The following is a 25,759-nucleotide window of genomic DNA, read 5'->3' on the forward strand; positions in this document are numbered from 1 at the left end:
GGTTTGGCCTTTGCCTCCAGGCTGCAGGGAGGGCCGCAGCCTTCGCTCAGACCTTGAAGACGCTCACCGCATGCACCAGGCTGCCGGCCTGTTCCTGCATCGACTGCGCGGCAGCGGCGGCCTCTTCCACCAGCGCGGCGTTCTGCTGGGTCACCTGGTCCATCTGCGTGATGGCCTGGTTGATCTGCTCGATGCCCTGGGTCTGCTCGTGGCTGGCCGCGGTGATCTCGCCGATGATGTCGGACACCCGCTTCACGCTGCTCACGATCTCCTGCATGGTCTGGCCGGCTTCGCCCACCAGCTCGCTGCCGGCCTGCACCTTGCCCACCGAGTCGTCGATGAGGCCCTTGATCTCCTTGGCCGCTGCGGCCGAGCGCTGGGCCAGGCTGCGCACTTCGGAAGCCACCACCGCGAAACCGCGACCTTGTTCGCCGGCACGTGCCGCTTCCACGGCTGCGTTGAGCGCCAGGATGTTGGTCTGGAAGGCGATGCCGTCGATCACGCCGATGATGTCCACGATCTTCTTGGACGACGCATTGATCGAGGCCATGGTGTCGACCACCTGGCCCACCACCGTGCCGCCCTTCACCGCCACTTCCGATGCCGAGACGGCGAGCTGGTTGGCCTGGCGTGCGTTGTCGGCGTTCTGCTTGACCGTGCTGGTGAGCTGCTCCATCGAAGCGGCCGTTTCTTCCAGCGAGCTGGCCTGCTCCTCGGTGCGCGAGGACAGGTCCTGGTTGCCCGAGGCGATCTGGCCCGAGGCCGTCGCGATGGTGTCGGTCGACGAGCGGATCTCCCGCACCGCGCCCACCAGGTTCTGCTGCATCTGCTGCATGGCGTGCAGCAGGCTCTGGTGGTCGCCTTGGCCGACCTTCACCTCGATGCCCAGCTCGCCCGCTCCGATCTTGCGGGCCACCGCCGAGGCGTAGTCGGGCTCGCCGCCCAATTGGCGGTACAGGTTGCGGGCCATGCTCCACGCAAGCGCCCCCAGCACCAGCACCAGCACGCCGCCGATGGACAGCAGGATCACCGTGCTGCGCCAGAAAGCGGTGTCGATGTCGTCGATGTAGTCGCCGAAGCCCACGATCCAGTCCCAGGGTTCGAACTTGATGATGGCGTAGAGCTTCTCGACTTCTTCCTTGGTGCCGGGCCGCGTGCCCAGGGCGACGACGGTGCCCACGGTGCGGCCGGCCAGCGCCGCGCGGTAGCGCTCGCCCGCTTCCTTGCCGCCCTTGGCATCGACGATGCCGATGCGCTTGGGATTGGGGTGGACGTAGTTCACGTCGTTGGCGTAGCCGCGGACGAAGAAATAGAGCTCGTCCTTGCGCAGGCTGCCGATGAGCTTCTTCGCCTCGGCCTGGGCCTGCTCGCGCGAGAGTTCGCCGGCCTTTTCCTGCGCATGCAGTCTCTCGAGGGACGCGTGCGCCAGCACGACCAGGGTGGAGAGCTGCGCGGTCCTCTCCTTCATCATCGACTGGCGCAGCGTGGACAGCGAGACGGCGGCTAGGACAACCATGCCGAGCAAGGCGGCGACACAAAGAAGAAGGATTCGGTTTCTGAGTTTCATGGGATAGGCGCAGCGCGGAAAGTCGGCCACTGATCCCTATCGGCAGTTCTGCGGAAAACTTGAGGGGTGCAGAAACAAAACATCCGACCCGTCCGCGCGCTCAGGGCGAGCGATCGATCGCCCGCAACGCAAGCAGCAGGTCGTCCGGGTGAAGCATCGCTTCACGCGCACGCCGCGCGTTGTCGAATTGCTCCAGGACCTGACGCAGCCGTGGCTCGTGCCTGAGGTCTTCCCACACAGTCGCCAGTGCGGCGGGTGAAGGCTTGCGGCCCGCCTCGATCTCGGCAGCGAAGCGCAGGCTCGCCGCTTCGGCCATCAGCCTGGCCCGGGCCGCCGCGCCTAGGAGCGCCACACGCGCCTCGGCCGGTGCGGTGCTGAGATAGATCACCTGCGCCGGCAGCGCGCCCTGCACAGGCTGCAGCGCCTGCAAGGAATCGCCGCGAAGGCGCAGCGGCCCGTCGGCTGACTTGAACTCCTGGACGGCGTGCGCATCGACCGATGACAACTGCGCCAGCCCGCGCAGCAGGCGCGGCAGGTCGGTGGTGGCCGCTGCCGGCGCGGCCTTCACCTCCGCGAGAAGGACCAGTGCCTGTGCACCCGCGCCGGCCTCCTTCACGATGGCGGCGTCCCATTCTTCCTTCGCGCGCTCGGCGCCGCCACCGGTGAGCTGGCGCGGCGTGCGCAGGCTCCGCGCCACCCGGTGCGCCACCCCGCTGCGCCGGTGAAGGAATTCGGCCACGCGACCCAGTGCGTTGGCTGCGGCGTGCTCCGCGAGGTCGCCCTCGCGTGCCGAAACACGGCCCTGGTCGAGCGCGGCGGCGCTGCCCGCCTCCGGCGCCCGTCTCGCACGAAGTTCGAGGTAGCGCCGCACCGGCTCCGCCAGCCGAAGGGATTGCGCCTGCTGCTGGCGTTGCAGCGCCGGTTGGGCCATCAGCCTGCGCAATCCTTCCTGAAGGTCCGCGGCTTGCTGCGGGTCGAGCGACGACGCCGTGGAGGCCAGCGCGTGCCAGTCGCCCGAGACGGCCAGCGCATGCAGGGTTTCGAGTTCGCGGCGCTGCGGCCCCTCGGGCATCGCGTGCAGCTTGCCGGGATGCGCGAAGGCATCGACCGCGCTTCTAAGGCTGCGCTCGTCGGCGGCGGCCAGCGCGCCGAGCTTCACCCAGGCCTGTACCTGCGCGTCGCGCGCGTGCAGGACCTGCGCCTGGAACACGGGGTCGCCACCTTCGACCGCCATGGCGCGTCGGATCAACTCGGCCAAAGCCTGCGCGAAAGCATCCCGAAGCGCAGGGTCCGGCGTGGCGCCGTGGACCAGGGCCTGTCGCGCAGCTTCGATGGCAAAGGCCAGCGCCGCTTCGCCCCCTGTTGCAGCGGCGTCCTCCGCGTTCGCCGGCAAGGCCGGCATGCGGTAGCGACGCTGCGCCACCTGCAAGATGTCGTGCAGCGCGGACCCAGTCGCTGCACCGCGATCAGGGTGCGAAGCATCCGGCGCGGCGCCCATCGACGAATTGGAAAGCTGGCGGGTCATTCCCCCGCATTCTCCTCACCCGGCACGCGCGGTGCCGTGCCATACGCAAGCGTCGCCTCAGCCCTGCCCCGCGGCCTCCGTCAGGATCGCCTTGGCCTGCAATTCCACCGGCCGATCGACCAGCTTGCCGTCGACGGTCACGGCACCGCGGCCTTCCGCCAGCGCAGCCACCACGCGGCGGGCCCAGTCGATCTCGCGCTCGGTGGGCGCAAAGCCTTCGTTCACCGGCGCGACCTGTTTCGGATGGATGCACAGCTTGCCGCCCATGCCGAAGCGGCGCGAGCGCTGCGTGTCCTGCGCGACCTGCGCCGCGTCGTCGGTGCTGAGCGTCACGCCGTCCACCGGCGCCTGCAGGCCGGCTAGGCGCGACACCAGAACCAGTTGCGTGCGCACGGCGTCCAGTTCCTGCGCGTCGCCGCGGATGCCGGCGTCGGCCATGAAATCGACCGTGCCGAAGACCAGGCGCTGCACCTGGGGCACGCGCGCCATCGCGGCCACGGCGAAATGGCCGGCCACGGTCTCCATCAGCGGCAGCAGCCGCTGGCCTTCGCGCAGGCGGCCTGCCAGGGCCTGAAGCTGCGCAGCCGACTCGGCCTTGGGCAGCATCACCGCGGCCACGGCCGGCGAGGACAGCAGTTCGCAATCCGCGTCGTGCCAGGGGGTGCCGGCGGGGTTCACGCGCAGCACCACCGTCTTGCCGGTGGTGGCCAGCCAGTCGCGGACGGCGGCGCGGGCCGTGTCCTTGTGGGCGGGCTGCACCGCGTCCTCCAGGTCGATCACGATGGCGTGGGCGCCGCTGGCCAGGGCCTTGTCGAAACGCTCCGGGCGGTCACCGGGCACGAAAAGATAGCTGCGGTCGGTCATGGCTTTGTCGAAATAAAGGTTCAGGCGGCGCCGGTGGCCGCGGCCTGGCGCCGGCCGCGCAGCAGCGCCAAGGTGCACAGCGCGGTGGCCACGGCCAGCGCGAAGAAGCCGGCGCGGTAGCTGCCGAAGACGGTCGCCAGGGCGCCGAAGGCCGGCGGCCCCAGCACCACGCCGAAGTAGGTCACGGCCAGCGTACCGCCGGTCGCGATGCTGGCCTGCCCCGGCGGCGCCTGCCGCGCGGTCTCGGCCAGGTACACACCGTTCCATCCGATGGCCGAGGCGCCGAACACGATCAGCACCGCAAGCACCAGCACCGAGGGCAGCCGGCCATCCAGCAGCGCTGTGGCCAGCGCCGACACGCACATCAGCACCGACAGGGCCGTGAGCATGCGCCGCGCGCCCAGCCAGCGGTCGGCTACGTAGCCCCACAGCACGCGGCCGATGACGCCGCCGATCTGCGCCAGAGACAGCGCCAGGCCCGCGGCGACCAGCCCGTAGGCGAGCACCGCATCCAGGTAGGTGACCAGGTAGGCCGTCAGCGATAGCTGGCACATCGAGAACACGAAGGAGCAGCCCGCCAGCATGCGCAGCGCCGGATGCGCCAGCACCAGCCGCACCGGCCGCGCCAGGTTGCCCAGCACCAGCTTCTGCTGCGGGTCGCGGTCGACATCGAGCTCCTTGCGCAGCACCTGCGCCAGCAGCACGCACAGCACATTGGCAGCAGCGACGGCGAGCAGTGCCGCCTGCCATCCGCCCCACAGCATCAGGCCCGGCACCACCGCGCCGGCCACCACGCCGCCCAGCGGCACGCCGGTCTGCTTGACGGAGAACACCAGCGACATGCGATGCGCCGGCGTCGTCCGCGCCAGCAGGTGCGAGCTGGAAGGCGTGATGGGCCCGTAGCCCAGCCCGATCAGCAGCGCGCCCAGCGCGATGGCCGGCAGCGAAGGCAGCGCCGACAAAGCCAGGCCGGCTGCGCACAGCAGCAGCCCGACCTGGCTCATGCGTATCGCCCCGAAGCGCGTGACCGCCGTGCCCGCTGCCAGGCTGGCCAGCATGGCGCCGCCATAGACGATGGCCACGTACACCCCGGTGTAGGCCGGCGAGGTGCCCAGCGCCAGCGCGACGGCCGGTGCCATCACGGGCAGCGTCAGCACGGCCGCCGACACGAGCACCTGGATGGCGGTGGTGATGGCCAGCGGCAGCCAGGCGCGCTCGTTCATCGTCCCCCGGCCTCCCACTCGCGGCGCAGCTGGGTGTTGTAGCTGAAGCGGTCGGCCGGGTGCGTGCTCTCCGACATCTCGACCAACTGGCCGTGCCGGTTGCGGTAGCGGCGGCAGACCCACAGGGCCGGGCTGCGCGGCGCTGCCTGCAGCATGGCGGCCTGCTCGCGCGTGAGGGACACGGCGCGGATCTCCTGCTCGACCACCGCCACGCGCTCGCCGAACTGTTGCTCGATGGCGGCGTGCACCGCGCCCTTGAGCGGCCCCATCATCCCGCGGATGGCGCGGAAGGCCGGGTGCAGCCACAGCTCGGTGGTGCAGATGGGCAGCGCCTGCGCGGCGGCATGGCGGCGGCCGCGCAGGTGCAGCCAGGTCTCGCCGGCATTGGCTTCCAGCCGCTGCGCCTGCTCGTCGGCGATCAGCACCGTCTCGCTGCTCTCGATGACCAGGGTGGTGTCGGTGGCGTACTGGTAGAGGTCGCTCACGTCCGCCACGTTCTGCCGGTAGCCGCCGGCGTCGGCCTTGGTGGCCTTCACCGTGGTGCCCACGCGCGGCTGCCGCACCACCAGGCCCAGTTGCACCAGGCGGCGCAGCGCCTCGCGCGCGGTGGCCCGGCTGACACCGAACTGCTCGCACAGCTCCAGCTCGGTGGGCAGCTGCGAGCCCACCGGGTACTTGCCGCCCTCGATCTCGTTGAGCAGCGTCTTGGCCAGCTGCATGTAGCGCGGCTGCGGCGCGCCGAGGGATGAGGCGGACGAGGCTGGGAGGCTGTATGCGTTCTCGGTGGTCATGCCCGGATTGTGCGGGTGCGCTGCGGGGCCAGCCTGCTCAGATGGCGCCCTTGCCGCGCATGGCCTCGATCTGCTGGTCGCTGAAGCCGGCGCCGCGCAGCACCTCGTCGGTGTGCTCGCCCATGGCCGGCGCGGGCCGGGTCGGGTGCGCGCCCGCGCGCACCGGCGAAGCCACCATGCGCACCGGGCCGCCGGCGTGGTCGAATTCGAGCAGGCGCTCCTGCTCGGCGACGAAGTCGCTGTCCAGTGCCTGCGCCACGTCGTACACCGGCGCGGCCGGCACCTTGCCGGCGAAGCGCTTCATCCACTCCTCGGTGGTGGCGGTCTGCAGCACGGCGTCCAGTTCCTGCGTGATGCGCTCGCGGTTGGCCAGGCGGTCCTTGAAGGTCTTGAACTCCGGCGCGTCTGCCCACTCGGGCTTGCCGATGCACTGCGCCAGCACGCCCCAGAACTTCTCCTTGTTGCACATGAGGAAGATCCAGCCGTCCTGCGTCCTGTAGAGCTGGCTGGGCGTGAGCGAGGGATGGGCGGAACGCGTCTCGCGTCCGATGGCCTTGCCCGCGTTGAGGTACCAGGTCGCCACGTAGGCCAGGTTGTGCAGCGCCACGTCGAAGAGGCTCACGTCGATGTCGCGGCCCACGCCGCTGGCCCGCGCGCCCACCACGCCGGCCAGCAGGCCCATGGCGGCGGTGGTGCCGGTCATCAGGTCGATGATCGACAGGCCCATGCGCGCCGGCGGACCGTCGGGCTCGCCGGTGAGCGAGAGGTAGCCGGCCTCGGCCTGCATCAGGTAGTCGTAGCCCGGCCACGCGGCGCGCGAGCCGGTGCGGCCGTAGGCCGACAGGTGGCCGCAGACCAGTTGCGGATTCACGTCCTTGAGCTGCGCATAGGTCAGGCCCAGCTTGGACGGCAGGTCGCCCCGCAGGTTGTTGAAGACCACGTCGGCCTCGGCCGCCAGGCGGCGCAATGCCTCCTGGCCTTCGGGCTTCTTGAGGTCCAGCGTGATGCTCTTCTTGTTGCGGTTGAAAGACTGGTAGAAGTGGCTGTCGCCCGGGCCGAAGTAGTGCGGGCCCACCGCGCGGCCGACGTCGCCGCCGTCGTGCGGGTTCTCGATCTTGATCACCTCGGCGCCCAGGTCGGCCAGGTGCTGCGTGCCGAAGGGGCCGGCGCCGTACTGCTCCACCGCGATGATGCGCAGGCCCGCCAGGGGCAGGTTCGCCTGCGTGTCGACATGCGCATGCGCGGCCTCGCGTGCCCGTGCGTGGGCCAGGGTCTCGGGCGCGTTCATGCCGGGTTCCTCTCGATCAGTTGCTTGGCGATGATGATCCGCTGCAGTTCGTTGGTGCCCTCGCCGATGAGCAGCAGAGGCGCGTCGCGGTACAGGCGCTCGATGTTGTATTCCTTCGAGTAGCCGTAGCCGCCGAAGATGCGCATGGCGTCCAGCGCGTTCTCCTGGCCCGCCTCGGTGGCGAAGTACTTGGCCATGCCGGCTTCCATGTCGCAGCGGTCGCCGCGGTCGTAGGCCTCGGCGGCGGCGTTCACCAGCAGGCGCGCGGCCTGCGTGCGGGTGGCCATCTCGGCCAGCTTGAGCTGGATGGCCTGGTGTTCGCAAATCGGCTTGCCGAAGGTCTTGCGCACCTGCGCATAGGCGATGGCCTCGTCCAGCGCCGCCTGCGCAATGCCCAGGCCGCGGGCGGCCACGTTGATGCGGCCCAGCTCCAGCCCGCCCAGCACCTGCTGCAGGCCCTTGCCTTCCACGCCGCCCACAAGGCGGTCCACCGGCACGCGGTAGTTCTCGAAAGCCAGCGCGCAGGTGTCGATGCCCTTGTAGCCCAGCTTCTCCAGCTTCTTGCTGACGATGAAGCCCTCGCCCTTCTCGGCGATCAGCAGGCTCATGCCCTTGTGGCGCGGCTGCGCCTTCGGGTCGGTCTTCACCAGCAGCGCGATGCAGTTGCCGTGCAGGCTGTTGGTGATCCACATCTTGCTGCCGTTGACCACGTAATGGTCGCCGTCCAGCACGGCGGTGGTGCGGATGGCCTGCAGGTCGGTGCCTGCATCGGGCTCGGTCAGACCGACGCCGCCGCGCAGCTCGCCGCTGGCGAAGCGCGGCAGGTAGTGGCGCTTCTGCTCCTCGGTGCCGGCGCGCTGCACCGCCATGGCCATGATGAGGTGCGAGTTGATGATGCCGGAGATGGACATCCACACCGTCGACATGCGCTCGATGATCTTGGCGTAGGTGCGTGTCGACAGCCCCAGGCCGCCGTACTCCGGCGCGATCAGGCAGCCGAACAGGCCCATCTCCTTCATCTTCTCGACGATCTCGGCGGGGTACTCGTCGTCCTGCTCCAGCTGGTGCACGTGGGGCTTGACCTCCACGGCGAGGAAGCGGTCGAGCATGTCGAGGATCAGCTCCTCCTGCTCGGCATCGTGGACCACGGGTTGGTGGCGGGCGTTCATGCGTTTTTCTCCAGACGGGCGGGGGTGCCCAGCAGTTGGGCCAGTTCGGCGGCGTTGCCGCGCTCGATGTCAAGCACGGCATTGAGGATGTGGTCGGCGTGCGCCTGCGACACGGCGCGCGTCGCGTTGTCGGTGAACTTGCGGGCGATGTCGCCGCCGCTGATCGGCCGGCCTTCGGCGCCGCGGTTGACGGGCTCGGCATGGCGCAGCACGCGGCCGTCGGCCAGCTCGACGATCACCTCGCCGCCGAAGTAGCGCGGGAAGTCGGCCGTGGGGTCGGCTTCGCATTCCACCAGCGCGGCGATGGCCAGGGTCTGCGCGTCCTCGTAGGCGCGCGGCTCCAGCGCATCGAGCGTGAAGCCGCCCAGGCGCAGGCCGGTGGCCACCGAATAGGGAATGCTGAACTGCGCCTCGTAGGCATTGGCCGGGCGCCGCTTGTTCTCGATGGGTTCGCACACCGTCTTCATGGCGCCGGTCGGCACCTTGGCGACGATGCGTCGGATGGGGGCACCCTTCCAGTCGGCATGCAGGCGCGCGGCCGCGTCGGCGCAGGCATGCGTGAAGTGGCAGGCCGGCACCGGCTTGACGGCCACGCGCTCGATCTCCCATGTCTCGCCCAGGCCAGCCGTGGCCAGCGACAGGTCGCAGGCATCGGCCAGCGGGCCGAGGTGGCTGCGGTACAGGCCGAAGCGGCCTTCATACGCCGCACGCGTGCCGATGAAGCCGTTCTTCGCCAGCGTGGCGGCGGTGATGCCGCCTGCGCCGGCCCAGCCGGGGTGGATGCGCTTGGTCCACGCGCCGTCCTGCAAGAATTCCAGGCTGCCCGAGGCGAAGGACAGCGCGATGCCTTGCGCGTCGGTGGTGTGGTCCACCGACAGGCCCAGCATGCGTGCAGCGGCCAGCGTGCAGCCGAAGGTGCCGATCAGGCCCGTGGGGTGGAAGCCCACCTGGTGGAAACCGCCTTTGGCCGCGGCGCCCAGCCGCGTGGCGGTCTCCATGCCGACGATGTAGCTGGCCAGCAGTTCGGCGCCCGTGGCGCGCTGGCGATGCCCCAGGCCCAGCACCGCCGGCAGCACCGAGGTGGTGGCATGGATCACGCCGGACGGGTGCGTGTCGTCGTAGTCCAGGCCGTGCACCAGCAGCGCGTTCATGACCACCGCGTCGCGCATCGGCAGGTTCTGCCCGTAGCCGATGACCGGCGTGTCGCCGCCCTCGCCGGCCAGTTCGCGCAGGCCGGCCAGCGTGACCCGCGAGAAGTCCCATTGCGTGCTGGCCAGGGCGATGCCCAGCGCATCGAGCATCAGGTAGCTGGCGCGCGAGCGCACGCCGGCGGGCACGTCCTCCAGGCGCAGGCCAGTGGCGAAGCCGGCCAGCTGGCTCGACAGGGTGGTGGCGGCGGCGCGGGCCGCGGGTTCGGCGTGGGTCATGAGCTTGGGTTCTCTTTTCAGTCGACCTTGGCGCCGGACAGCTTCACGGCCAGCGCCCATTTGTCGATCTCGGATTGGATGAAGCGGCTGAACTCGTCGGGACTCGTCACCGAGGGTTCGGCGCCCAGGGCGTTGAGCTGCTCGCGAACGTCGGGCGCGTCGCGCCAGTGGGCCTGCAGGGCCTTGTTGAGCGTGTCGATGATTTCCTGCGGCGTGCCCTTGGGCGCGGCCAGGCCGACCCAGGCCGGTGCCTCGAAGTTGCCCAGCCCGGCCTCGGCCATGGTCGGCACCTCGGGGGCGGCGGGGTTGCGCTTCTTGGCGGCCACCGCCAGCACGCGGACCTTGCCGGTGCGCATGTGCGGCAGCAGCGCGGGACCGGTGTCGATCATCACCTGCACCTGGCCGGCGATCAGGTCGGTCACCGCCGCGGGGCTGCCCTTGTAAGGCACGTGCGTGAGCTCGATGCCCTGCGCATGCTTGAACAGCTCCATGGTCAGGTGGCTGGTGACGCCGCTGCCGGCCGAGCCGTAGTTGATCTTGCCGGGGTTGGCCTTGGCCTGCTTGACCAGGTCGGCCGCGGTCTGCGCCGGAAAGGCCGGGTTCACCGCGAGGAACAGCGGCACCACCGCCAGCATGCTCACCGGCGCGAAGTCGCGCGTCGGGCTGTACGAGAGCTTCGAATACAGGCTGGGGTTGATCGCCATCGTGCCGCTGGAGCCCACCACCAGCGTGTAGCCGTCGGGCGCCGACTTGGCCACGATCTCCGAGCCGATGATGCCGGCCGCGCCGGCCTTGTTGTCGACCACCACCGGCTGGCCCAGCGCGTCCTGCAGTTTCTTGGCCGCCACGCGGGCGATCATGTCGGTGGCCTGCCCGGCCGGGAAGCCGACCACCAGCCGGATCGGGCGGTCGGGGTAGGCGGCCTGCGCCGCGGTGGCCGCGGCCGTGAAGGCCAGGCCCAGGGCCACGGCCTTGATGTTCTTGTGCAAAGGCATCGGTTTGTCTCCTCGATGATGGAAAGCGGTGGGCGCAGGCGGGCGGCTCAGTCGCCCACGCCTGCGCCGCGGCGCGGAATGAGCGACATGCGGATGAACTCCATGACCTTCACGCCGTCCTGGTTGAAGCCGCGGGTGCAGGTGGTCACGATGCCCTGGGTGGGGCGGCTCTTCGACTCGCGCACTTCCATCACCTCCGACTCGGCATAGAGCGTGTCACCGGGGAAGACGGGCGCGGTGAGCTTGATCTCCTTCCAGCCCAGGTTGGCAATGGCCTTGGCGCTGACGTCGTTCACCGTCATGCCCAGCACGATGGCCAAGGACAGGCCGCTGTTGACCAGCGGCTTCTTGAACTCGCTCCTGGCCGCGAAGTTGGCATCGCAGTGCATGGGATGCGCGTTCATCGTCATCAGCGAGAAATTGATGTTGTCGGCCTCGGTGATGGTGCGGCCGGGGCGGTGCTCGTAGACATCGCCGACGACGAAATCCTCGAGGTAGCGGCCGTAGCTGGCCACGTAGCGTTGCGGTTTGACCTGGACAGCGGTGAGCATCTGATTTGACCTATTTGGCTATTTGTTCGGACAAATAATAGAAAACTGGAGGCTTCAACCCCATGGGGAAAACCCTGGGAAGTGCTACGGGAGGTAGCTGTCCCAGGTCAAGGCGCCCAAGGGGCCGAAGCGTAGAATCGACCGCTGCTAGGGGTGTCGGGCTGCATCGCAGGCTGGCTGAGAAAAAACCCTTCGAACCTGATTGAGGTAATCCTCGCGCAGGGAAGCTGGTGCTCGGTGGCCGCGTTCTCTTTCATGTCGCGGCCTTTGCCCCGGGCCCTCGCCCACCTGCCAAACATTGCTTGATTGCGGAGCACTTGAATGGCAACCTTGAACGACAGCAGCACGGGCCCGAACGAGGCCCTGACCCCCATCGCCGACAGCGCCCGGGCCTTCCACTGGCACGACCATCTCTCGCTCTGGTTCAGCCTGGGCGTGGGGCTGCTGGTGATGCAGGTCGGCGCCTACCTGGTGCCCGCGGTGGGCACGCGCGAGGCGGTCATCGCCATCCTGCTGGGCTCGGTGATCGGCGCGGGGCTGCTGGCCTGGACGGCGCGCCTGGGCTGCGAGAGCGGCCTGGCCAGCGCCGGCCTCATGCACCGCACCTACGGCAGCGCCTTCGCGCGGCTGCCGGTGGTGCTCAACATCGTGCAGCTGGTGGGCTGGACCACCTTCGAGCTGGTCATCATGCGCGAGAGCACGCAGGCCATCGGCAAGCAGGCCTTCGGGCTGGGCTTCGACGGCGCGCTGGGCACGGTGCTGACCACGCTGCTGTGGGGCGCGGTGCTGCTGGCCCTGCTCGCGGGTTCGATGGTGAAGCTGGTGCGCCGCTTCGTGAGCCGCTTCGGCCTGCCGCTGGTGGTGCTCTCGCTGATCTGGCTGACCTGGCAGTTCGCGCAGCAGCTCAATGCGCAGGGCATGTCGGCCTTCTGGTCGCGCCAGGGCGACGGCAGCATGGGCCTGTTCAGCGCGCTCGACCTGGTGATCGCCATGCCGGTCTCCTGGTTGCCGCTGGTGGCCGACTACGCGCGCCACGGCCAGCGCGGCCCGCGCGGCGCGGCCGGTGCCATGAGCGGCACGTGGATCGGCTATGCGCTGGCCAATATCTGGTGCTATGCGCTGGGCGTCATGGTGGTGAGCGTGGCGCAACCCGGCACCTCGCTGGTGACGGCCCTGCTGCTGGCGCAGGGCGGCCTGGTGGCGCTGGGCCTGATCCTCATCGACGAACTCGACAACGCCTATGGCGACGTGTACTCGGGCTCGGTCTCGGCCCACAGCCTGCGCCCACGCTGGAGCGTGCGCCGCTGGGGCCTGGTGATTGCCGCGCTGTGCATCGCGCTGGCGCTGGTGCTGCCCATGCACAGCCTGGAGCCCTTCCTGCTGCTGCTGAGCTCGGTGTTCGTGCCGCTGTACGGCGTGATCCTGGGCCGCCTGGGCACGGGCGCGCGCTGGGCCCAGGCGGTCGAGCGGCGCATCGACTGGAGCGCCGCCTTCATCTGGATCTGCGGCATCGTGGTCTACCACGCCTGCGGCAAGCTGATGCCGCAATGGGGCTCGGCCCTGCCGGCGCTGCTGGCGACCTTCCTGCTGGCCTGGCTTACGCGTCCGTCGGCGTCAGCGGCAGGCGGTGCGTCGGCACTGGCGCAAAGCCGTGGTTGAGAGGCCCGTGGCCCTGGCCCACCCGCACCTGCGCACCGGCACGCATCGCGCCGATGACGTAGTCGCGGGCGCTGGCCACGGCCTCGGGCAGTCCGGCGCCCAGCGCCAGGTGAGCGGCGATGGCCGAGGACAGCGTGCAGCCGGTGCCGTGCAGGTTGCGGCTGGCGATGCGCTCCGATGCCAGCCGCAGCGAACGGCCGTCGCGCTGGACCAGCAGGTCCACCACCTCGTCGCCCGGGAGGTGGCCGCCCTTGAGCAGCACGGCACGTGCGCCCAGCGCGAGCAGCTCCGCGGCCGCCGAATCGAGCGCATGCGCCGCCTCGATGGGATGGCCTACCAGCAGCGCCGCCTCGTCCAGGTTGGGCGTGACCACCACGGCGCGCGGGAACAGCTCGCGCACCAGGCCGGCCACGGTTTCCTCGGCGATCAGCCGGTCGCCGCTGGTGGCCACCATCACCGGGTCCAGCACCACGTTGGGCAGCTTGTAGTGGTCGATGGCCCAGGCCACGACCTCGACGATGTCGGGCGCATGCAGCATGCCCAGCTTCACGGCATCGACGCCGATGTCTTCCACCACGGCCTGGATCTGCGCCTTCAGGAAGGCCGCCGGCACGCCGTGGATGCCGCTCACGCCCAGCGTGTTCTGCGCGGTGAGCGCGGTGATGGCGCTCATGCCGAAGCAGCCCAGGGCCGCGAAGGTCTTCAGGTCGGCCTGGATGCCGGCGCCGCCCCCGCTGTCGGAGCCCGCGATGGTCAGCACGCGGGCATAGCGCAGGCTGGTCGTGTCGGAAGCGGTCGCGCCGGAGAATGTCGTGGTCATGTTGAAAATTATCTGTCACGCATCGCATGCGTTTTCCTGAAGCCATGAATTCCTCGCGCACGCCTGCCCTGCCCTTCGGCTCCGTCGCCATCCTCGGCGCCGGGCTGATGGGCCGCCTGCTGGCCATGAGCCTGGCGCGGGCCGGCTGCAAGGTGGAAGTGCACGAGGCCGGCAGCAGCGAAGCCGAGGGCGCCGCCGCGCGCGTGGCCGCGGCCATGCTCGCGCCGCTGGCCGAATCGGCCGTGGCGCCCGCGCCGCTGGTGCGCATGGGCCATCACGCGCTCGCACGCTGGCCCGAGCTGATCGCGCCGCTGGCGCAGCCGGTGTTCTTCCAGCGTGAAGGCACGCTGGTGCTGTGGCATCGGCAGGATGCACCCGAGGCCATGCGGCTCGCGCGCATCCTGCAAGGCACCTGCGAAGCGGTGCCCGAGTTGCCCGCCATGCAGAGCATCGACGGTGCGGCCATCGCGGCACTCGAGCCCGCCTTGGGCACGCGCTTCGCCAAGGGCCTGTTCCTGCCGCAGGAAGGCCAGCTGGACAACCGCGCCCTGCTCGCCTCCTTGCTCGCCAGCCTGCAGCAGCATCCCGGCGTGCGCCTGCACTGGAACTCGCCGCGCGCACCGGAAGATTTCGCGCCCGGCACCGCCGGCCAGCCCGGCTGGGTCATCGACTGCCGCGGCCTGGGCGCCAAGCCGCAGTGGCGCGCGCTGCGCGGCGTGCGCGGCGAGGTCATCCGGGTGCATGCGCCCGAGGTGAAGCTGACCCGGCCCACGCGGCTGGTGCATCCGCGCTATCCGCTCTACATCGCGCCCAAGCCGGGCGACGTCTATGTGATTGGCGCCACCGAGATCGAATCGGAAGACCTCTCGCCCGCCAGCGTGCGCTCCACGCTGGAGTTGCTCTCGGCCGCCTACGCCGTGCACAGCGGCTTTGCCGAGGCGCGCATCCTGGAGATCGCCACACAATGCCGCCCCACGCTGCCCGACAACCTGCCCGACGTGCGGCAGCCGCAGCCACGCGTGCTGCAGGTCAACGGCCTGTATCGCCACGGCTTCATGATCGCGCCGGCGGTGCTGGACATCGTGCTCGAACTCCTGAGCGAAGGCCGCTCGCCGCTGGCCGAGCGCTTCGGCCTGCCCGGCATGCGCACGCTGCAGCTTGCGTCCTGCCAGGAAAAGGCAGGCACCACCCCATGAAGGTCCTCATCAACGACACCCCTCACGAGCTGGCGCAGGACGCGCGGCTGCCCGACGCGCTGGCCGCCATCCAGGCCACGCCGCCCTTCGCGGTGGCCGTCAACCGGCAGTTCGTGCCGCGCTCGCAGTACGACGCCCGCGCGTTGCAGGACAACGACCGCATCGAAGTGATCCGCCCCGTCACCGGCGGCTGAGAAAGAAAGAGACACGCATGAGCACTTCCAAGAAAGACACCCTGGTCCTGTACGGACAGTCCTTCGACAGCCGTTTGCTGCTGGGCACCGCGCGCTACCCGTCGCCCGACGTGCTCGAATCCGCGGTGCGCCGCGCGAAGCCCGCCATGCTGACCGCCTCGCTGCGCCGTCAGACCGCCACGCCCGGCAGCGCCGGCGGCGACAACGGCTTCTGGGAGATGCTGCGCGAGCTGAAGGTGCCGGTGCTGCCCAACACCGCCGGCTGCCACAGCGCCGAGGAAGCCATCGCCACCGCGCAGATGGCACGCGAGCTTTTCGACACGCCCTGGATCAAGCTGGAGCTGATCGGCGACGACTACACGCTGCAGCCCGACACGCTCAACCTCGTGGGCGCCGCCCAGACGCTGATCCGCGAGGGCTTCCAGGTGCTGCCCTACTGCACCGAGGACCTGGTGCTGTGCCAGCGCCTGGTCGATGTCGGCTGCCAGGCCGTGATGCCCTGGGCCGCGCCCATCGGCACCGGCCGCGGCCCCGTCAACCCCTACGCGCTGCGCACGCTGCGCGAGCGGCTGGACGTGCCGCTGCTGGTGGATGCGGGCCTGGGCCTGCCCTCGCACGCCTGCCAGGTCATGGAATGGGGCTACGACGGCGTGCTGCTCAACACGGCCGTCGCACTCTCGCAGGACCCGGTCGCGATGGCCGGCGCCTTCGCCGACGCGGTGGCTGCCGGCCGCGCCGCCTTCCTGGCGGGCGCCATGACCGCGCAGGAATCCGCGCAGCCCAGCACCCCGGTGCTCGGCACGCCCTTCTGGCACCACGCACAAAGCCAATGAACGACAGCAGCACCCGACCGCAGGACATGGAAGCGATGGCGCAGGCCATCGTGCAGGCCCACGCGCAGCGCTTCGGCGTCTCGCCGGACGCACACGTGCAGGCCTCGCAGTTCGGCAGCGACGACGCGGTGTACCGCGCCGCCAAGACGGCGGCCCTTCGCCTGGGCTTCATCGAGATCGACGCCGAAGTGCTGGGCCGCGCCTGGCAGGCGCAGACCGGGCGAACCGGCCGCTTCGTTGCGCAGGCGTGGCCCGTTGCTGCTGCCGACTTCGGCATGGGCAGCTTCCCGCCCGCCGCGCGCGCCAATGCCTTTCCGCCCTGCCCGCTGAACCTGGGCCTGTACGCCGTGCTGCCCGATGCCGCCTGGGTGGGCCGCTGCGCCCGCATGGGCGTGCCGACGGTGCAGCTTCGCTTCAAGTCCGAGGACGCGCAGGCCGTCGCACGCGAGGTGCATGCCGCCGTGGCCGAAGTCAGCGGCACCGACGCGCTGCTCTTCATCAACGACCACTGGCGCGCGGCCATCGCCGCCGGCGCCTACGGCGTGCACCTGGGGCAGGAAGACCTCGACGCGCTCACGGCCGAAGAGTTGAAGGAGATCCGCGATGCCGGCCTCCGCCTGGGCGTGAGCACGCATGGCTACGCCGAGATGCTGCGGGCCGACAAGGTGAGCCCGAGCTACATCGCGATGGGCGCGGTCTTCCCGACCACGCTCAAGAAGATGGCGACCGTGCCGCAGGGCGTGGCCCGGCTCGACGGCTATGCGCAGCTCACGCGCGGCTATCCGCAGGTGGCCATCGGCGGCATCGACGAAGCGCGCCTGGCCTCGGTGCTGGCCACGGGCGTGGGCTCGGTCGCGGTGGTGCGCGCCATCGTGACCGCGGAAGATCCGGAAGACACGGCGGCTCGCTGGCAGGCGGCGATCAGCGCCGGCGCCTGAGCGCGAAGGCCTCAGGCGGCCAGCGGGTCGCCGGGCCGCAGCGGGAAGCGCTCCAGCATGCGCCGCCCCATCGGCGTGATGGCGACGGCCACCGCCGGTGGCTGGTCGTAGCCCGAAAGTGTTCGAACCGGCGGTGGAATCTGCGCCGTCACGTGGCCGGCCATCTTGAGGATGCGAAGTCCGTCCACGTCGTCGCCCACGGTGAGGGCCACGGGCAATTCGACCAACGACAGCTTGTGCAACAGGACCAAAGACATGGGCTAGTGCACTATAAGCGCCGCGGCCTCAGCTCACCAGGCGTCCGTTGCTTCCGATCACCGCAACGTCGACGAATTGGTTGCCTTCGCGGTTGCCGCGGCCGAAGTTGATCTTGATGCCGCCCATGTCGAAGGTCTCGATGCTCGACAACGCGGCGATGAGCGCCGCGCGCGTGGGCGCGGGGCCGGCGCGGCGCAGGCCCTCGACCAGCACGCTGGCATCCATGTAGCCTTCCAGGCTGGGCAGCGAGAAGTCCTTGCTGCCGCTGGCTTCCATGTCCGCCTGGTAGCGGCGCACCAGGTCGAAGCGCGTGGAGTACGGCGACGGAACGATCAGCGCGAAGCCGACGCCGCGCGCCTCGTTGCCCATGGGCGTGAGCGAGCTGGCCATGATCGACAGGCCGTAGACCGTGCTGTTGCCGCCCGCCTTGCGCAGCGCCTTGATGAAGGCCGGCGCGGTGCCCGCGAGGCCGGTGATGACCACCTGCGGCGCGGCCTTGGCGATGGCCGCGGCCGCGGGCTCCACTTCCGGGCTGATGGTGCTGGGCGTGGTCGCGATCACCGCGGGCTCCAGCTTGTACTTGGCCAGCGAAGCCTTGCTCGCGGCCAGCACCGACTGGCCCAGCGGGTCGTTCGAATGCACGATGCCGATCCTGTTGATGCCCAGCACCGCGGCGGTGGCGATCAGCTTGTCGACTTCCTGGTCGTAGTTGGCCCGCACCCAGAAGGTGTTGGGCGCGTTCTTCTTGCGCAGCGCCACGGTGCCGGTGTTGGGACCGACCACCGCCATGCCGGGCACGGCGTCCATGATCTCGGCGGTCTGCCGCGTGCCCAGTGGGTGGATCATCGCCAGCACCGAGGCGTCGTTGGCAAAGGCCAGCGCGTTGGACTTGGCCACGTCGGGCTTGAACTGGTCGTCGGCCAGCACGAGTTCGATCTTGCTGCCGTTGATGCCGCCGGCCTTGTTGATCGCATTGATGCAGGCGCTGGAGCCGGCGAAGAGACCGGAGCCATTGGCCTTCTCGACGCCGCTGTTGTCGAAGCTCGCGCCGATGCGGATGGTCTTGGACTGCGCGAACACCGGCATGCCCAGCAGGGTCGCCGCCGCGGCGCCCGCGACACGCGTCAGGACCTGACGCCGGTTGCTGCCGCGCGTGAACGGCGAAGTGGACTGAACGCTGGCTTCCGACGTGCTCATCTTTCCGGGGTCCGGTTGACAAATTGCGACTGAATGTAACCCGGAACTTCCGATGCACTGTCGTGCTTTTTGAGTACGAACGCGGAGCACTAACACCAACGAACTACAGGCTGTTGGAATTTCGCGGCAGACGTGAATTCCTGCCGCCTACACAGCTGGCGGCGCCACGCTTTCGAGCAGCTTCATGAGCGACATGCCGTTGCGCTGGCCCTTGTCCTGGTCGCAGTTGTTGAACACCACCTGCGTGTTGCGCACGCGATAGGCAATGCGCACGATCTCGGCGGCCAACTCGCGCAGTTCGGCGTCGCTGTAGTCATAGTCGAAGCGTTCCGCCGCCGAGGCCGCACCCTTGATGTTGTAGGTGACGGCGTTGCGCCCATGCAGCCGCACCAGCGCGTAGTCGGGGTGCGTCGGCTCGGCCAGCATCGGCACGCTGTTGGCAAAGCCCTGGGGCCCGTCGACCACGGTGTGCACCGCCTTCAGCTCACGCAGCATCGCCAGCGTGCTCTGGCGATGCGCCTCGCTGTCGAACCACGAGGCATGGCGGAACTCGATGCTCACCGTCTGCCCTGCCATGCGCTCCACGCAATGCGTGACGTGGGCCACGCCCTCGCGGTTGCGCATCAGCCAGGGCGGGAACTGGAAATGCACCAGGCCCAGCTTGCCGCTGGCCTTCAGCGGCGCGAGGGCCTCGTGAAAGCGCCGCCACAGCTCGTCGACGATGTCGGGCGGGGTGTCGCGGTAATACATCTGGCGCGGCACCGGACCACGCCGGGCCAGCTCCTGCTGGATGTCCTTGTGCAGCACCATCGGCTGCGTCTGATGACCGGTGAAGAGGCGGAAGGCCTTCACGTTGAAGACGAAATGATCGGGCGTGCGCTCGGCCCAGTTCACCGCCACCGGTGGCGCGGGAATGGCGTAGTAGCTCGAATCGACCTCCACCATGGGGAAGATCGACGCATAGAAGCGCAGCCGCGCCTCCGGCGTCTTCGCCTCCTTGGGATAGAAGCGGCCGCAATCGATCAGCGTCTTGTCGGTCCAGGATGCGGTGCCCACCAGAATGCTCACGCCGTGCCTCGTCTTTCCTTGCTCACGCCTTGATGCGCAGGCAGATGGTAAGGGCGCGCGCTCAGGCACCCAGGGGCACGCGCGCCAAGACCTCGTGGCGGCTGCGGCCCAGCAGGCTGCGCATTGCGAACAGCGCGTCCACGGGCCACGCCACCGGTTCGATCGGGCTCGGTGCCAGCGGAATGTCGTCGTACAGAAGGGTCAGGTGCGGCGTGAAGCGCTGCAGCGGCTCGCGCGCCAGGCCGGCATCGACGAAGGCGGCCATCAGGTCCTGCTGAAGCCGGGCCGCGTCCTGCAAGCCCTCCTGGCCCAGCAGCACCAGCGGCATGTTGCGGCGCTTGCGGATGAAGCTTGCAACGCTGTCGAAACCGATGACAAATGGCGAAGCGCGGGCCGCCACAGGCCGCGCCGCGGCCAGGGTCTGGTCCAGAACCTCCTGCGGAACGGGGCCGATGAAGTCACCGACCAGGTGCAGCGTGACGTGAAAGCGCGAGGGCCCCAGGGTCTTGCCGCGCAGGCCGTGCGCCTGCCGGACGTCCTGCGCCAGTGCCTCGATGCGCTGCGCGGTGCGCGCGTCCGGGCGCAGGGCGAAGAACAGGCGGTCAGTGGCGGCGGGCATGCGCGTCACATTGCAGCAGATCCTCCGCTGCCGCAATGACCGCCGGCGTCAGTCGCCCTGCTCCGTCGCGAGCGTCGCGATGCGTGCCCTGCCTTGCCCTTCGGGCGCCCGATGGATCCGGACGATACGCAAGGCATCCGGTTCTTCCACCAGCACGCAGGCCTTGCCGGTTCGCTTGCAGTGGTCCTGCACACGCCAGTACGCGCCGTGGCTGAGGCAGCCGGTCTGGCAGATCACCAGGTCGGCGGCGCCCAGGCTTGCTTCCAGACTTTCGGGATCGTCGGAACGTGGGACGGCAGGGTCCGGTACGGCTGCCGGTGGGGAGCGGCGACCCGATCGTTCCCAATGCAGGCGCTCGCGCATCAGATCCTGGATGCGAGCCAGCAGGGCATCGATGCGCCGGGCCAGCGTCACTCGCTTCGGCAGGCCGGGAATGGCCGCCTCGAGCGCCGCGCGGTCCTCGCGCTCCCAGGCCAGCGCGGTCTCGCGCACGATCGCGGCCGCGCGCAACCGGACGGCTTGCGCACTCAGCCGCTCGATCTCGCGGGCCTGGGAGCGCAGTTGTGCGCTGCAGCGTACCTGTGCGCTCGCGTAGTCCCGCATCAGCGCGATGTGCTCGTCGGCCAGTTGGTCGAAATCGGTGGCTGCCTGAGACTGCATGGTCCTTGTCTTCTCCCCGGTTGATGCGCCGTCAGCCGAGCGCGGTATCGAGCATCATCATCAGCACGAAGCCCACCATCAGGCCCGCCGTGGCGAAGGCCTCGTGCCCCTTGCGGTGCGACTCCGGGATGATCTCGTGGCTGATCACAAAGAGCATCGCGCCGGCGGCGAAGCCCAGCCCCCAGGGCAGCAGCGCAGCGGAGTAGCCGACGATGGCGGCGCCGGCGACAGCGCCTATCGGCTCCACCAACCCGGACGCCACGCCCAGCGCGACCGCGAAGGCGCGGCGGTAGCCTGCGGCCAGCAGCGCGGCCGCGACCACCAGGCCTTCCGGCACGTCCTGGATGGCGATGCCCACGGCCAGCGCGTTCGCCCGCATGCCGTCGTTGCCCGCATAGCCCACGCCGATCGCCAGGCCCTCTGGCAGGTTGTGCAGCGCGATGGCAATGACGAAGAGCCAGGTGCGGCGCAGCTTGCGCGCGGCAACGCCTTCCCGGCCCTTGAAGAAGTGTTCATGCGGCAGCAGCCGGTCCATGGCGAGCAGGGCCAGGGCGCCCAGCAGGATTGCGCAGCCGACAACGGCGCCCGCCGCCCACCGGCCACCCCCGAAGATGCCCGCGCTGCGCGCGGCCTCGAGTCCGGGAATCACCAGCGAGAACGCGCTGGCGGCCAGCATCACGCCGGCGCCGAAGCCGAAAAGCGTGTCCTGAACGCGGTCGGAAAGGCGCTGGGACAGCAGGACGGGCAAGGTGCCCAGCGCAGTGGCGAGCGCCGCAGCCGAACCGCCCAGCAGCGCCCCGACCAGAACCGGATCGCCCCGTATGGCGTGCCAGAGTTGAAGCAGCATCACCAGCGCGCCGGCGCCCGTGATGCCCAGGCCCAGCCGGGTTCGCCAGCGCCAGGCGCGCTGCGGCGCAATGCCGATGGAATGTCGAGAAGTGCCCGGTGTATTGCTCACCGGACTATTTTAGATGCGATTAATTCTCATTTGCAATATGAGGGCAGAACATCGCCCACCCCTGCCGTCATCGGCCGGCGCGGATTACTCCCACTCGATCGTGGCCGGCGGCTTGCTCGAAACGTCGTAGGTCACGCGGTTGATGCCGCGCACCTCGTTGATGATCCGGCCCGACACCTTCTTGAGCAGCGCGTAAGGCAACTCGGCCCAGTCGGCGGTCATGAAGTCGCTGGTCTGCACCGCGCGCAGCGCCACCACGTAGTCGTAGGTGCGGCCATCGCCCATCACGCCCACGCTCTTGACCGGCAGGAACACCGTGAAAGCCTGGCTGGTCAGGTCGTACCAGGTCTTGCCGGTCGCTTCGTCGCGGAAGTTGCGCAACTCCTCGATGAAGATCGCATCGGCGCGGCGCAGCAGGTCGGCGTAGTCCTTCTTCACCTCGCCCAGGATGCGAACCCCCAGGCCCGGGCCCGGGAAGGGATGGCGGTAGACCATCTCGGGCGGCAGGCCCAGCGCCACGCCCAACTCACGCACCTCGTCCTTGAACAGGTCGCGCAGGGGCTCCAGGAGCTTGAGGCCCAGTTGCTCGGGCAGGCCGCCCACGTTGTGGTGGCTCTTGATGGTGACGGCCTTCTTGCTCTTGGCGCCGCCCGACTCGATCACGTCCGGGTAGATGGTGCCCTGCGCCAGGAAGGTGGCGCCCTTGTGGCCGCCGTCGCCCGCCTTGAGCCTGGCCGCCTCCTGCTTGAACACGGTGACGAACTCGCCGCCGATGATCTTTCGCTTGGCTTCCGGGTCGCTCACGCCGGCCAGCTTGCCAAGGAAGAGCTCGCTGGCATCCACGCGGATGACCTTGGCGTGCAGCTTGCCCTCGAACATCTCCATGACCATGTCGCCCTCGTTCAGGCGCAAGAGGCCGTGGTCCACGAACACGCAGGTGAGCTGGTCGCCGATGGCGCGGTGGATCAGCGCCGCGGCCACGCTCGAATCGACGCCGCCCGACAGGCCCAGGATGACTTCCTCTTCGCCCACCTGCTCGCGGATCTTCTCCACCGCCTCGGCGATGTGGTCGCGCATGACCCAGTCGGGCTTCGCAGCACAGATGCCCAGCACGAAGCGCTCCAGCAGCGCCTTGCCCTGCACGGTGTGCGTGACCTCGGGGTGGAACTGCACGCCGTAGAAGTGGCGCTGCTCGTCGGCCATGCCGGCGATCGGGCAGGAAGGCGTGGAGGCCATCAGCTTGAAGCCCGGCGGCAGCTCGGTGACCTTGTCGCCGTGGCTCATCCACACGTTGAGCATGCCGTGGCCTTCGGGCGTGGTGAAGTCGGCGATGTCCTTGAGCAGCGCGGTGTGACCATGCGCGCGCACCGCGGCAAAGCCGAATTCGCGCTTGTGGCCGCCCTCGACCTTGCCGCCCAGCTGGTGCGCCATGGTCTGCATGCCGTAGCAGATGCCCAGCACCGGCACACCGAGCTCGAACACCGCGGGCGGCGCCTTGTCGGTGGATTCCTCGTACACGCTGGCATGGCTGCCCGAGAGGATCACGCCCTTGAGATGCCCATCCTTGGCGTATTCGCGGACCCATTCGTCGCTCACGTCGCAGGGATGGACTTCGGAGAGCACATGCGCCTCGCGCACACGGCGCGCGATGAGCTGGGTGACCTGCGAGCCGAAGTCGAGGATGAGGATCTTGTCGTGTTGCATGATGATCAGAAGTCCAGACAGGGGATGCCGCAGTTCTTTGCGGCGTTGACCAGGGCGCGGTCCAGCGATGCCAGCTGGCCATTGAGACGCAGTGCCAGCTCCAGGTAGCTCGCGTCGTAGAAGCTCAGCCCATGCGCCTGGGCCAGGCGCAGGGTCTGCGAGCGGTAGTGCAGGTTCGGTGCGGGATCGAATTCGATCGGGCAGGCATCCAGCAGGGCCAGGCCGGCATCGAACTCGTCCTGCGACATCCGCCGGCGCCTGAATGCGGTAAGCAGGATGTTGCTCGTCTCCCAGACCCACAGCGAAGGCGCTCGAAACTGGCCGGACGAAGTGACGACGTCGACATAGATCTGCTCCGAGACCGCCGAGCGCTCCTCCGGAATGAACCAGGGCGCCGCTGCCGATGCGTCGATCACGATGGGCTTCATGCCTTCAGCGCCGCGCCTCGTCGCGGTACGCCTTCCAGTCGCCGGCCTTGTAGTCCGGATCGGGCTTGACCCGGGCCTGGAAGGCCCTCAGCCGCTCCAGCGCCTCCTGGCGCAGGCGCTCGCGCTCGGTGCTGGAGGGCTGGGAATCCGCCTCGCGCACGATGCGCGCAATCTTCTTGCCGTGGCGCGTGATGACCACTTCCTCACCCGCCTCGACGGCTTGCAGCAGCGCCGAGAAGCGGTCTTTTGCCTGGTGCACGGGAATGGTCTGCATGTTCTGGCCTGAAAATGAAAACAGGCCAAATTATACTAATTTGGCCTGAATCAGGAAAGTAGCCAGAATTATTCGGCGCGGTAGTTCGGCGCTTCCTTGGTGATCTGCACGTCGTGCACGTGGCTCTCGCGGATGCCGGCCGTGGTGATCTCGACGAACTCGGCCTTGGCCTTCATTTCGTCGATGGTGGCGCAGCCGCAGTAGCCCATGCTGGCCCGCAGGCCGCCGGACATCTGGTAGACGATGGAGACCATCGAGCCCTTGTAGGGCACGCGGCCTTCGATGCCCTCGGGCACCAGCTTGTCGGCGTTGGGGTTGCCGGTGGTGGCTTCCTGGAAGTAGCGGTCGGCGCTGCCCTGCTGCATGGCGCCAATGGAGCCCATGCCGCGGTAGCTCTTGTAGCTGCGGCCCTGGAACAGCACGATCTCGCCCGGCGCCTCTTCGGTGCCGGCGAACATGCCGCCCATCATCACGGTGCTGGCGCCGGCCGCGATGGCCTTGGCAATGTCGCCCGAGTAGCGGATGCCGCCGTCGGCGATCAGCGGCACGCCCGTGCCCTGCAGCGCCGTGGCCACGTTGTCGATGGCCATGATCTGCGGCACGCCCACGCCTGCCACGATGCGGGTGGTGCAGATGGAGCCGGGGCCGATGCCGACCTTGACCGCATCGGCGCCGGCATCGGCCAGCGCGCGGGCGGCGTCGCCGGTGGCGATGTTGCCGCCGATCACATCGACTTGCGGATAGTTGTCCTTGACCCAGCGCACGCGCTCGATCACGCCGGCGCTGTGGCCATGCGCGGTGTCGACCACGATCGCGTCCACGCCGGCCTTCACCAGCGCCTCGACGCGCTCCTCGGTGCCCTGGCCCACGCCGACGGCTGCGCCCACCCGCAGGCGGCCCGAGGGGTCGCGCGCGGCGTTGGGGAAGCTGGTCTGCTTGGTGATGTCCTTGACCGTGATCAGGCCCTTGAGCACGTTGTTCTTGTCGATGACCAGGAGGCGTTCGAGCTTGTGCTTGTTCAGCAGCGCCTTCGCGTCGACCAGCGAAGTGCCGTCCGGCACGGTGATGAGGCGCTCGCGCGGCGTCATGATCTCGCTCACCGGCACGTCGTAGCGCGTCTCGAAGCGCAGGTCGCGGCCGGTGACGATGCCCACCACCTTGCCGCCGTCGATCACCGGGAAGCCCGAGATGCCCAGTTCTTCCGACAGCTGCATGACCTGCAGCACGGTGTGCGTGGGGGTGATGACCACCGGATCGCGCAGCACGCCCGACTCGTAGCGCTTGACCCTGGCCACTTCGGCAGCCTGTTGCTGCGCAGTGAGGTTCTTGTGCACGATGCCCATGCCGCCTTCCTGCGCGATCGCGATCGCAAGGCGCGCTTCGGTGACCGTGTCCATGGCCGCGGAGACCAGCGGCAGGTTCAGCGTGATGTTTCGCGAAAGGCGGGTGGCGAGGGAAGTGTCCTTGGGCAGGACCTGGGAGTACGCTGGCACCAACAACACATCGTCGAAGGTGAGCGCTTTTCCAAGAAGGCGCATGGGTGAGGCTCCAAA

The 25,759-nt window shown here is 69.2% G+C and carries 26 protein-coding genes and 1 riboswitch; of the genes, 5 read left to right on the plus strand and 21 right to left on the minus strand.

Annotation, left to right across the window (positions count from 1 at the left end; all coding sequences use genetic code 11):
- Nucleotides 1–46 precede the first annotated feature (46 nt).
- The 10 genes from BM345_RS14245 to BM345_RS14290 all read right to left on the minus strand — a co-directional run bounded on the left by BM345_RS14245 (nt 47) and on the right by BM345_RS14290 (nt 11,400).
- Complete coding sequence (locus tag BM345_RS14245; RefSeq protein WP_368086482.1) at nt 47–1,516, minus strand: methyl-accepting chemotaxis protein; 1,470 nt, start codon at nt 1,514–1,516, stop codon at nt 47–49.
- A 151-nt stretch (nt 1,517–1,667) separates the two neighbouring features.
- Nucleotides 1,668–3,092, minus strand: a complete 1,425-nt coding sequence (locus tag BM345_RS14250; RefSeq protein ID WP_254789736.1) for a hypothetical protein — start codon at nt 3,090–3,092, stop codon at nt 1,668–1,670.
- A gap of 57 nt (nt 3,093–3,149) precedes the next feature.
- Nucleotides 3,150–3,956, minus strand: a complete 807-nt coding sequence (locus BM345_RS14255; RefSeq protein WP_093380743.1) for an HpcH/HpaI aldolase/citrate lyase family protein — start codon at nt 3,954–3,956, stop codon at nt 3,150–3,152.
- Nucleotides 3,957–3,976: 20 nt separating this feature from the next.
- Nucleotides 3,977–5,179, minus strand: a complete 1,203-nt coding sequence (locus tag BM345_RS14260; protein WP_093380469.1) for an MFS transporter — start codon at nt 5,177–5,179, stop codon at nt 3,977–3,979.
- Complete coding sequence (locus tag BM345_RS14265; protein ID WP_093380471.1) at nt 5,176–5,970, minus strand: GntR family transcriptional regulator; 795 nt, start codon at nt 5,968–5,970, stop codon at nt 5,176–5,178. The genes BM345_RS14260 and BM345_RS14265 overlap by 4 nt, the downstream gene beginning before the upstream one ends.
- 37 nt (nt 5,971–6,007) lie before the next feature.
- The gene (locus BM345_RS14270) at nt 6,008–7,258 is read right to left on the minus strand and encodes a CaiB/BaiF CoA transferase family protein (protein WP_093380472.1); all 1,251 of its coding nucleotides are present in this window, start codon (nt 7,256–7,258) and stop codon (nt 6,008–6,010) included.
- Complete coding sequence (locus BM345_RS14275) at nt 7,255–8,427, minus strand: acyl-CoA dehydrogenase family protein (protein WP_093380474.1); 1,173 nt, start codon at nt 8,425–8,427, stop codon at nt 7,255–7,257. Before BM345_RS14275 ends, BM345_RS14270 begins: the two co-directional genes overlap by 4 nt.
- Nucleotides 8,424–9,854, minus strand: coding sequence for an MmgE/PrpD family protein (locus BM345_RS14280; protein WP_093380475.1), 1,431 nt, complete (start codon nt 9,852–9,854; stop codon nt 8,424–8,426). The genes BM345_RS14275 and BM345_RS14280 overlap by 4 nt, the downstream gene beginning before the upstream one ends.
- Nucleotides 9,855–9,871: 17 nt before the next feature.
- The gene (locus BM345_RS14285; protein ID WP_093380477.1) at nt 9,872–10,849 is read right to left on the minus strand and encodes a tripartite tricarboxylate transporter substrate binding protein; all 978 of its coding nucleotides are present in this window, start codon (nt 10,847–10,849) and stop codon (nt 9,872–9,874) included.
- 47 nt (nt 10,850–10,896) lie between these two features.
- Complete coding sequence (locus tag BM345_RS14290) at nt 10,897–11,400, minus strand: MaoC family dehydratase (protein ID WP_093380479.1); 504 nt, start codon at nt 11,398–11,400, stop codon at nt 10,897–10,899.
- Between the two features lie 139 nt (nt 11,401–11,539).
- Nucleotides 11,540–11,642, plus strand: a riboswitch (TPP riboswitch).
- Nucleotides 11,643–11,721: 79 nt separating this feature from the next.
- On the opposite strand from BM345_RS14290, the gene BM345_RS14295 reads away from it, so the two are divergent.
- The gene (locus tag BM345_RS14295) at nt 11,722–13,059 is read left to right on the plus strand and encodes a purine-cytosine permease family protein (protein ID WP_093380480.1); all 1,338 of its coding nucleotides are present in this window, start codon (nt 11,722–11,724) and stop codon (nt 13,057–13,059) included.
- Here BM345_RS14295 and thiD read toward each other — a convergent pair.
- On the minus strand, nt 12,998–13,879 hold the full coding sequence (gene thiD, locus BM345_RS14300; RefSeq protein WP_093380481.1) for a bifunctional hydroxymethylpyrimidine kinase/phosphomethylpyrimidine kinase: 882 nt from the start codon (nt 13,877–13,879) through the stop codon (nt 12,998–13,000). The two genes, BM345_RS14295 and thiD, sit on opposite strands and share 62 nt — an antisense overlap.
- Nucleotides 13,880–13,923: 44 nt before the next feature.
- Between thiD and BM345_RS14305 the strand changes: the two genes are divergently transcribed.
- From BM345_RS14305 to BM345_RS14320, 4 genes are read left to right on the plus strand one after another with little or no spacing between them, the layout of a single operon-like run.
- Complete coding sequence (locus tag BM345_RS14305; RefSeq protein ID WP_093380482.1) at nt 13,924–15,075, plus strand: FAD-dependent oxidoreductase; 1,152 nt, start codon at nt 13,924–13,926, stop codon at nt 15,073–15,075.
- Nucleotides 15,072–15,269: a sulfur carrier protein ThiS gene (thiS, locus tag BM345_RS14310; protein WP_093380484.1), complete on the plus strand. Its 198-nt coding sequence runs from the start codon at nt 15,072–15,074 to the stop codon at nt 15,267–15,269. The genes BM345_RS14305 and thiS overlap by 4 nt, the downstream gene beginning before the upstream one ends.
- A gap of 17 nt (nt 15,270–15,286) precedes the next feature.
- Nucleotides 15,287–16,102 carry a thiazole synthase gene (locus BM345_RS14315; protein WP_093380485.1) on the plus strand — a complete coding sequence of 272 codons (816 nt, stop codon included), beginning with the start codon at nt 15,287–15,289 and terminating at the stop codon, nt 16,100–16,102.
- Nucleotides 16,099–17,040, plus strand: a complete 942-nt coding sequence (locus tag BM345_RS14320) for a thiamine phosphate synthase (RefSeq protein WP_093380486.1) — start codon at nt 16,099–16,101, stop codon at nt 17,038–17,040. Before BM345_RS14315 ends, BM345_RS14320 begins: the two co-directional genes overlap by 4 nt.
- Nucleotides 17,041–17,051: 11 nt before the next feature.
- Here BM345_RS14320 and BM345_RS14325 read toward each other — a convergent pair whose 3' ends face one another.
- The 10 genes from BM345_RS14325 to guaB form a co-directional block, all read right to left on the minus strand.
- Nucleotides 17,052–17,297, minus strand: a complete 246-nt coding sequence (locus BM345_RS14325) for a hypothetical protein (protein ID WP_093380488.1) — start codon at nt 17,295–17,297, stop codon at nt 17,052–17,054.
- 28 nt (nt 17,298–17,325) lie between these two features.
- The gene (locus BM345_RS14330; protein WP_093380489.1) at nt 17,326–18,495 is read right to left on the minus strand and encodes an ABC transporter substrate-binding protein; all 1,170 of its coding nucleotides are present in this window, start codon (nt 18,493–18,495) and stop codon (nt 17,326–17,328) included.
- A gap of 147 nt (nt 18,496–18,642) precedes the next feature.
- A complete protein-coding gene (locus BM345_RS14335; protein ID WP_093380491.1) occupies nt 18,643–19,563 on the minus strand; it encodes a DUF72 domain-containing protein in 921 nt (306 codons plus the stop codon).
- A 61-nt stretch (nt 19,564–19,624) separates the two neighbouring features.
- Nucleotides 19,625–20,182: a 2'-5' RNA ligase family protein gene (locus BM345_RS14340; RefSeq protein WP_093380493.1), complete on the minus strand. Its 558-nt coding sequence runs from the start codon at nt 20,180–20,182 to the stop codon at nt 19,625–19,627.
- Between the two features lie 48 nt (nt 20,183–20,230).
- Nucleotides 20,231–20,842 (minus strand): DUF2325 domain-containing protein, encoded by a 612-nt coding sequence (locus tag BM345_RS14345; protein WP_093380495.1) that lies wholly within the window; start codon nt 20,840–20,842, stop codon nt 20,231–20,233.
- A gap of 31 nt (nt 20,843–20,873) precedes the next feature.
- Entirely contained in the window at nt 20,874–21,713 is an 840-nt protein-coding gene (locus tag BM345_RS14350) for a ZIP family metal transporter (RefSeq protein WP_254789744.1), read from the minus strand.
- 171 nt (nt 21,714–21,884) lie between these two features.
- Nucleotides 21,885–23,504 (minus strand): glutamine-hydrolyzing GMP synthase, encoded by a 1,620-nt coding sequence (gene guaA / locus BM345_RS14355; protein ID WP_093380497.1) that lies wholly within the window; start codon nt 23,502–23,504, stop codon nt 21,885–21,887.
- A gap of 5 nt (nt 23,505–23,509) precedes the next feature.
- The gene (locus tag BM345_RS14360; protein WP_093380499.1) at nt 23,510–23,932 is read right to left on the minus strand and encodes a type II toxin-antitoxin system VapC family toxin; all 423 of its coding nucleotides are present in this window, start codon (nt 23,930–23,932) and stop codon (nt 23,510–23,512) included.
- A gap of 4 nt (nt 23,933–23,936) precedes the next feature.
- Nucleotides 23,937–24,206, minus strand: a complete 270-nt coding sequence (locus BM345_RS14365) for a type II toxin-antitoxin system Phd/YefM family antitoxin (protein WP_093380501.1) — start codon at nt 24,204–24,206, stop codon at nt 23,937–23,939.
- Between the two features lie 68 nt (nt 24,207–24,274).
- Complete coding sequence (gene guaB, locus BM345_RS14370) at nt 24,275–25,744, minus strand: IMP dehydrogenase (RefSeq protein ID WP_093380503.1); 1,470 nt, start codon at nt 25,742–25,744, stop codon at nt 24,275–24,277.
- Nucleotides 25,745–25,759 lie beyond the last annotated feature (15 nt).

Origin of the sequence: Variovorax sp. OV329, assembly GCF_900114785.1 — a bacterium.
Classification (GTDB): domain Bacteria; phylum Pseudomonadota; class Gammaproteobacteria; order Burkholderiales; family Burkholderiaceae_C; genus Variovorax.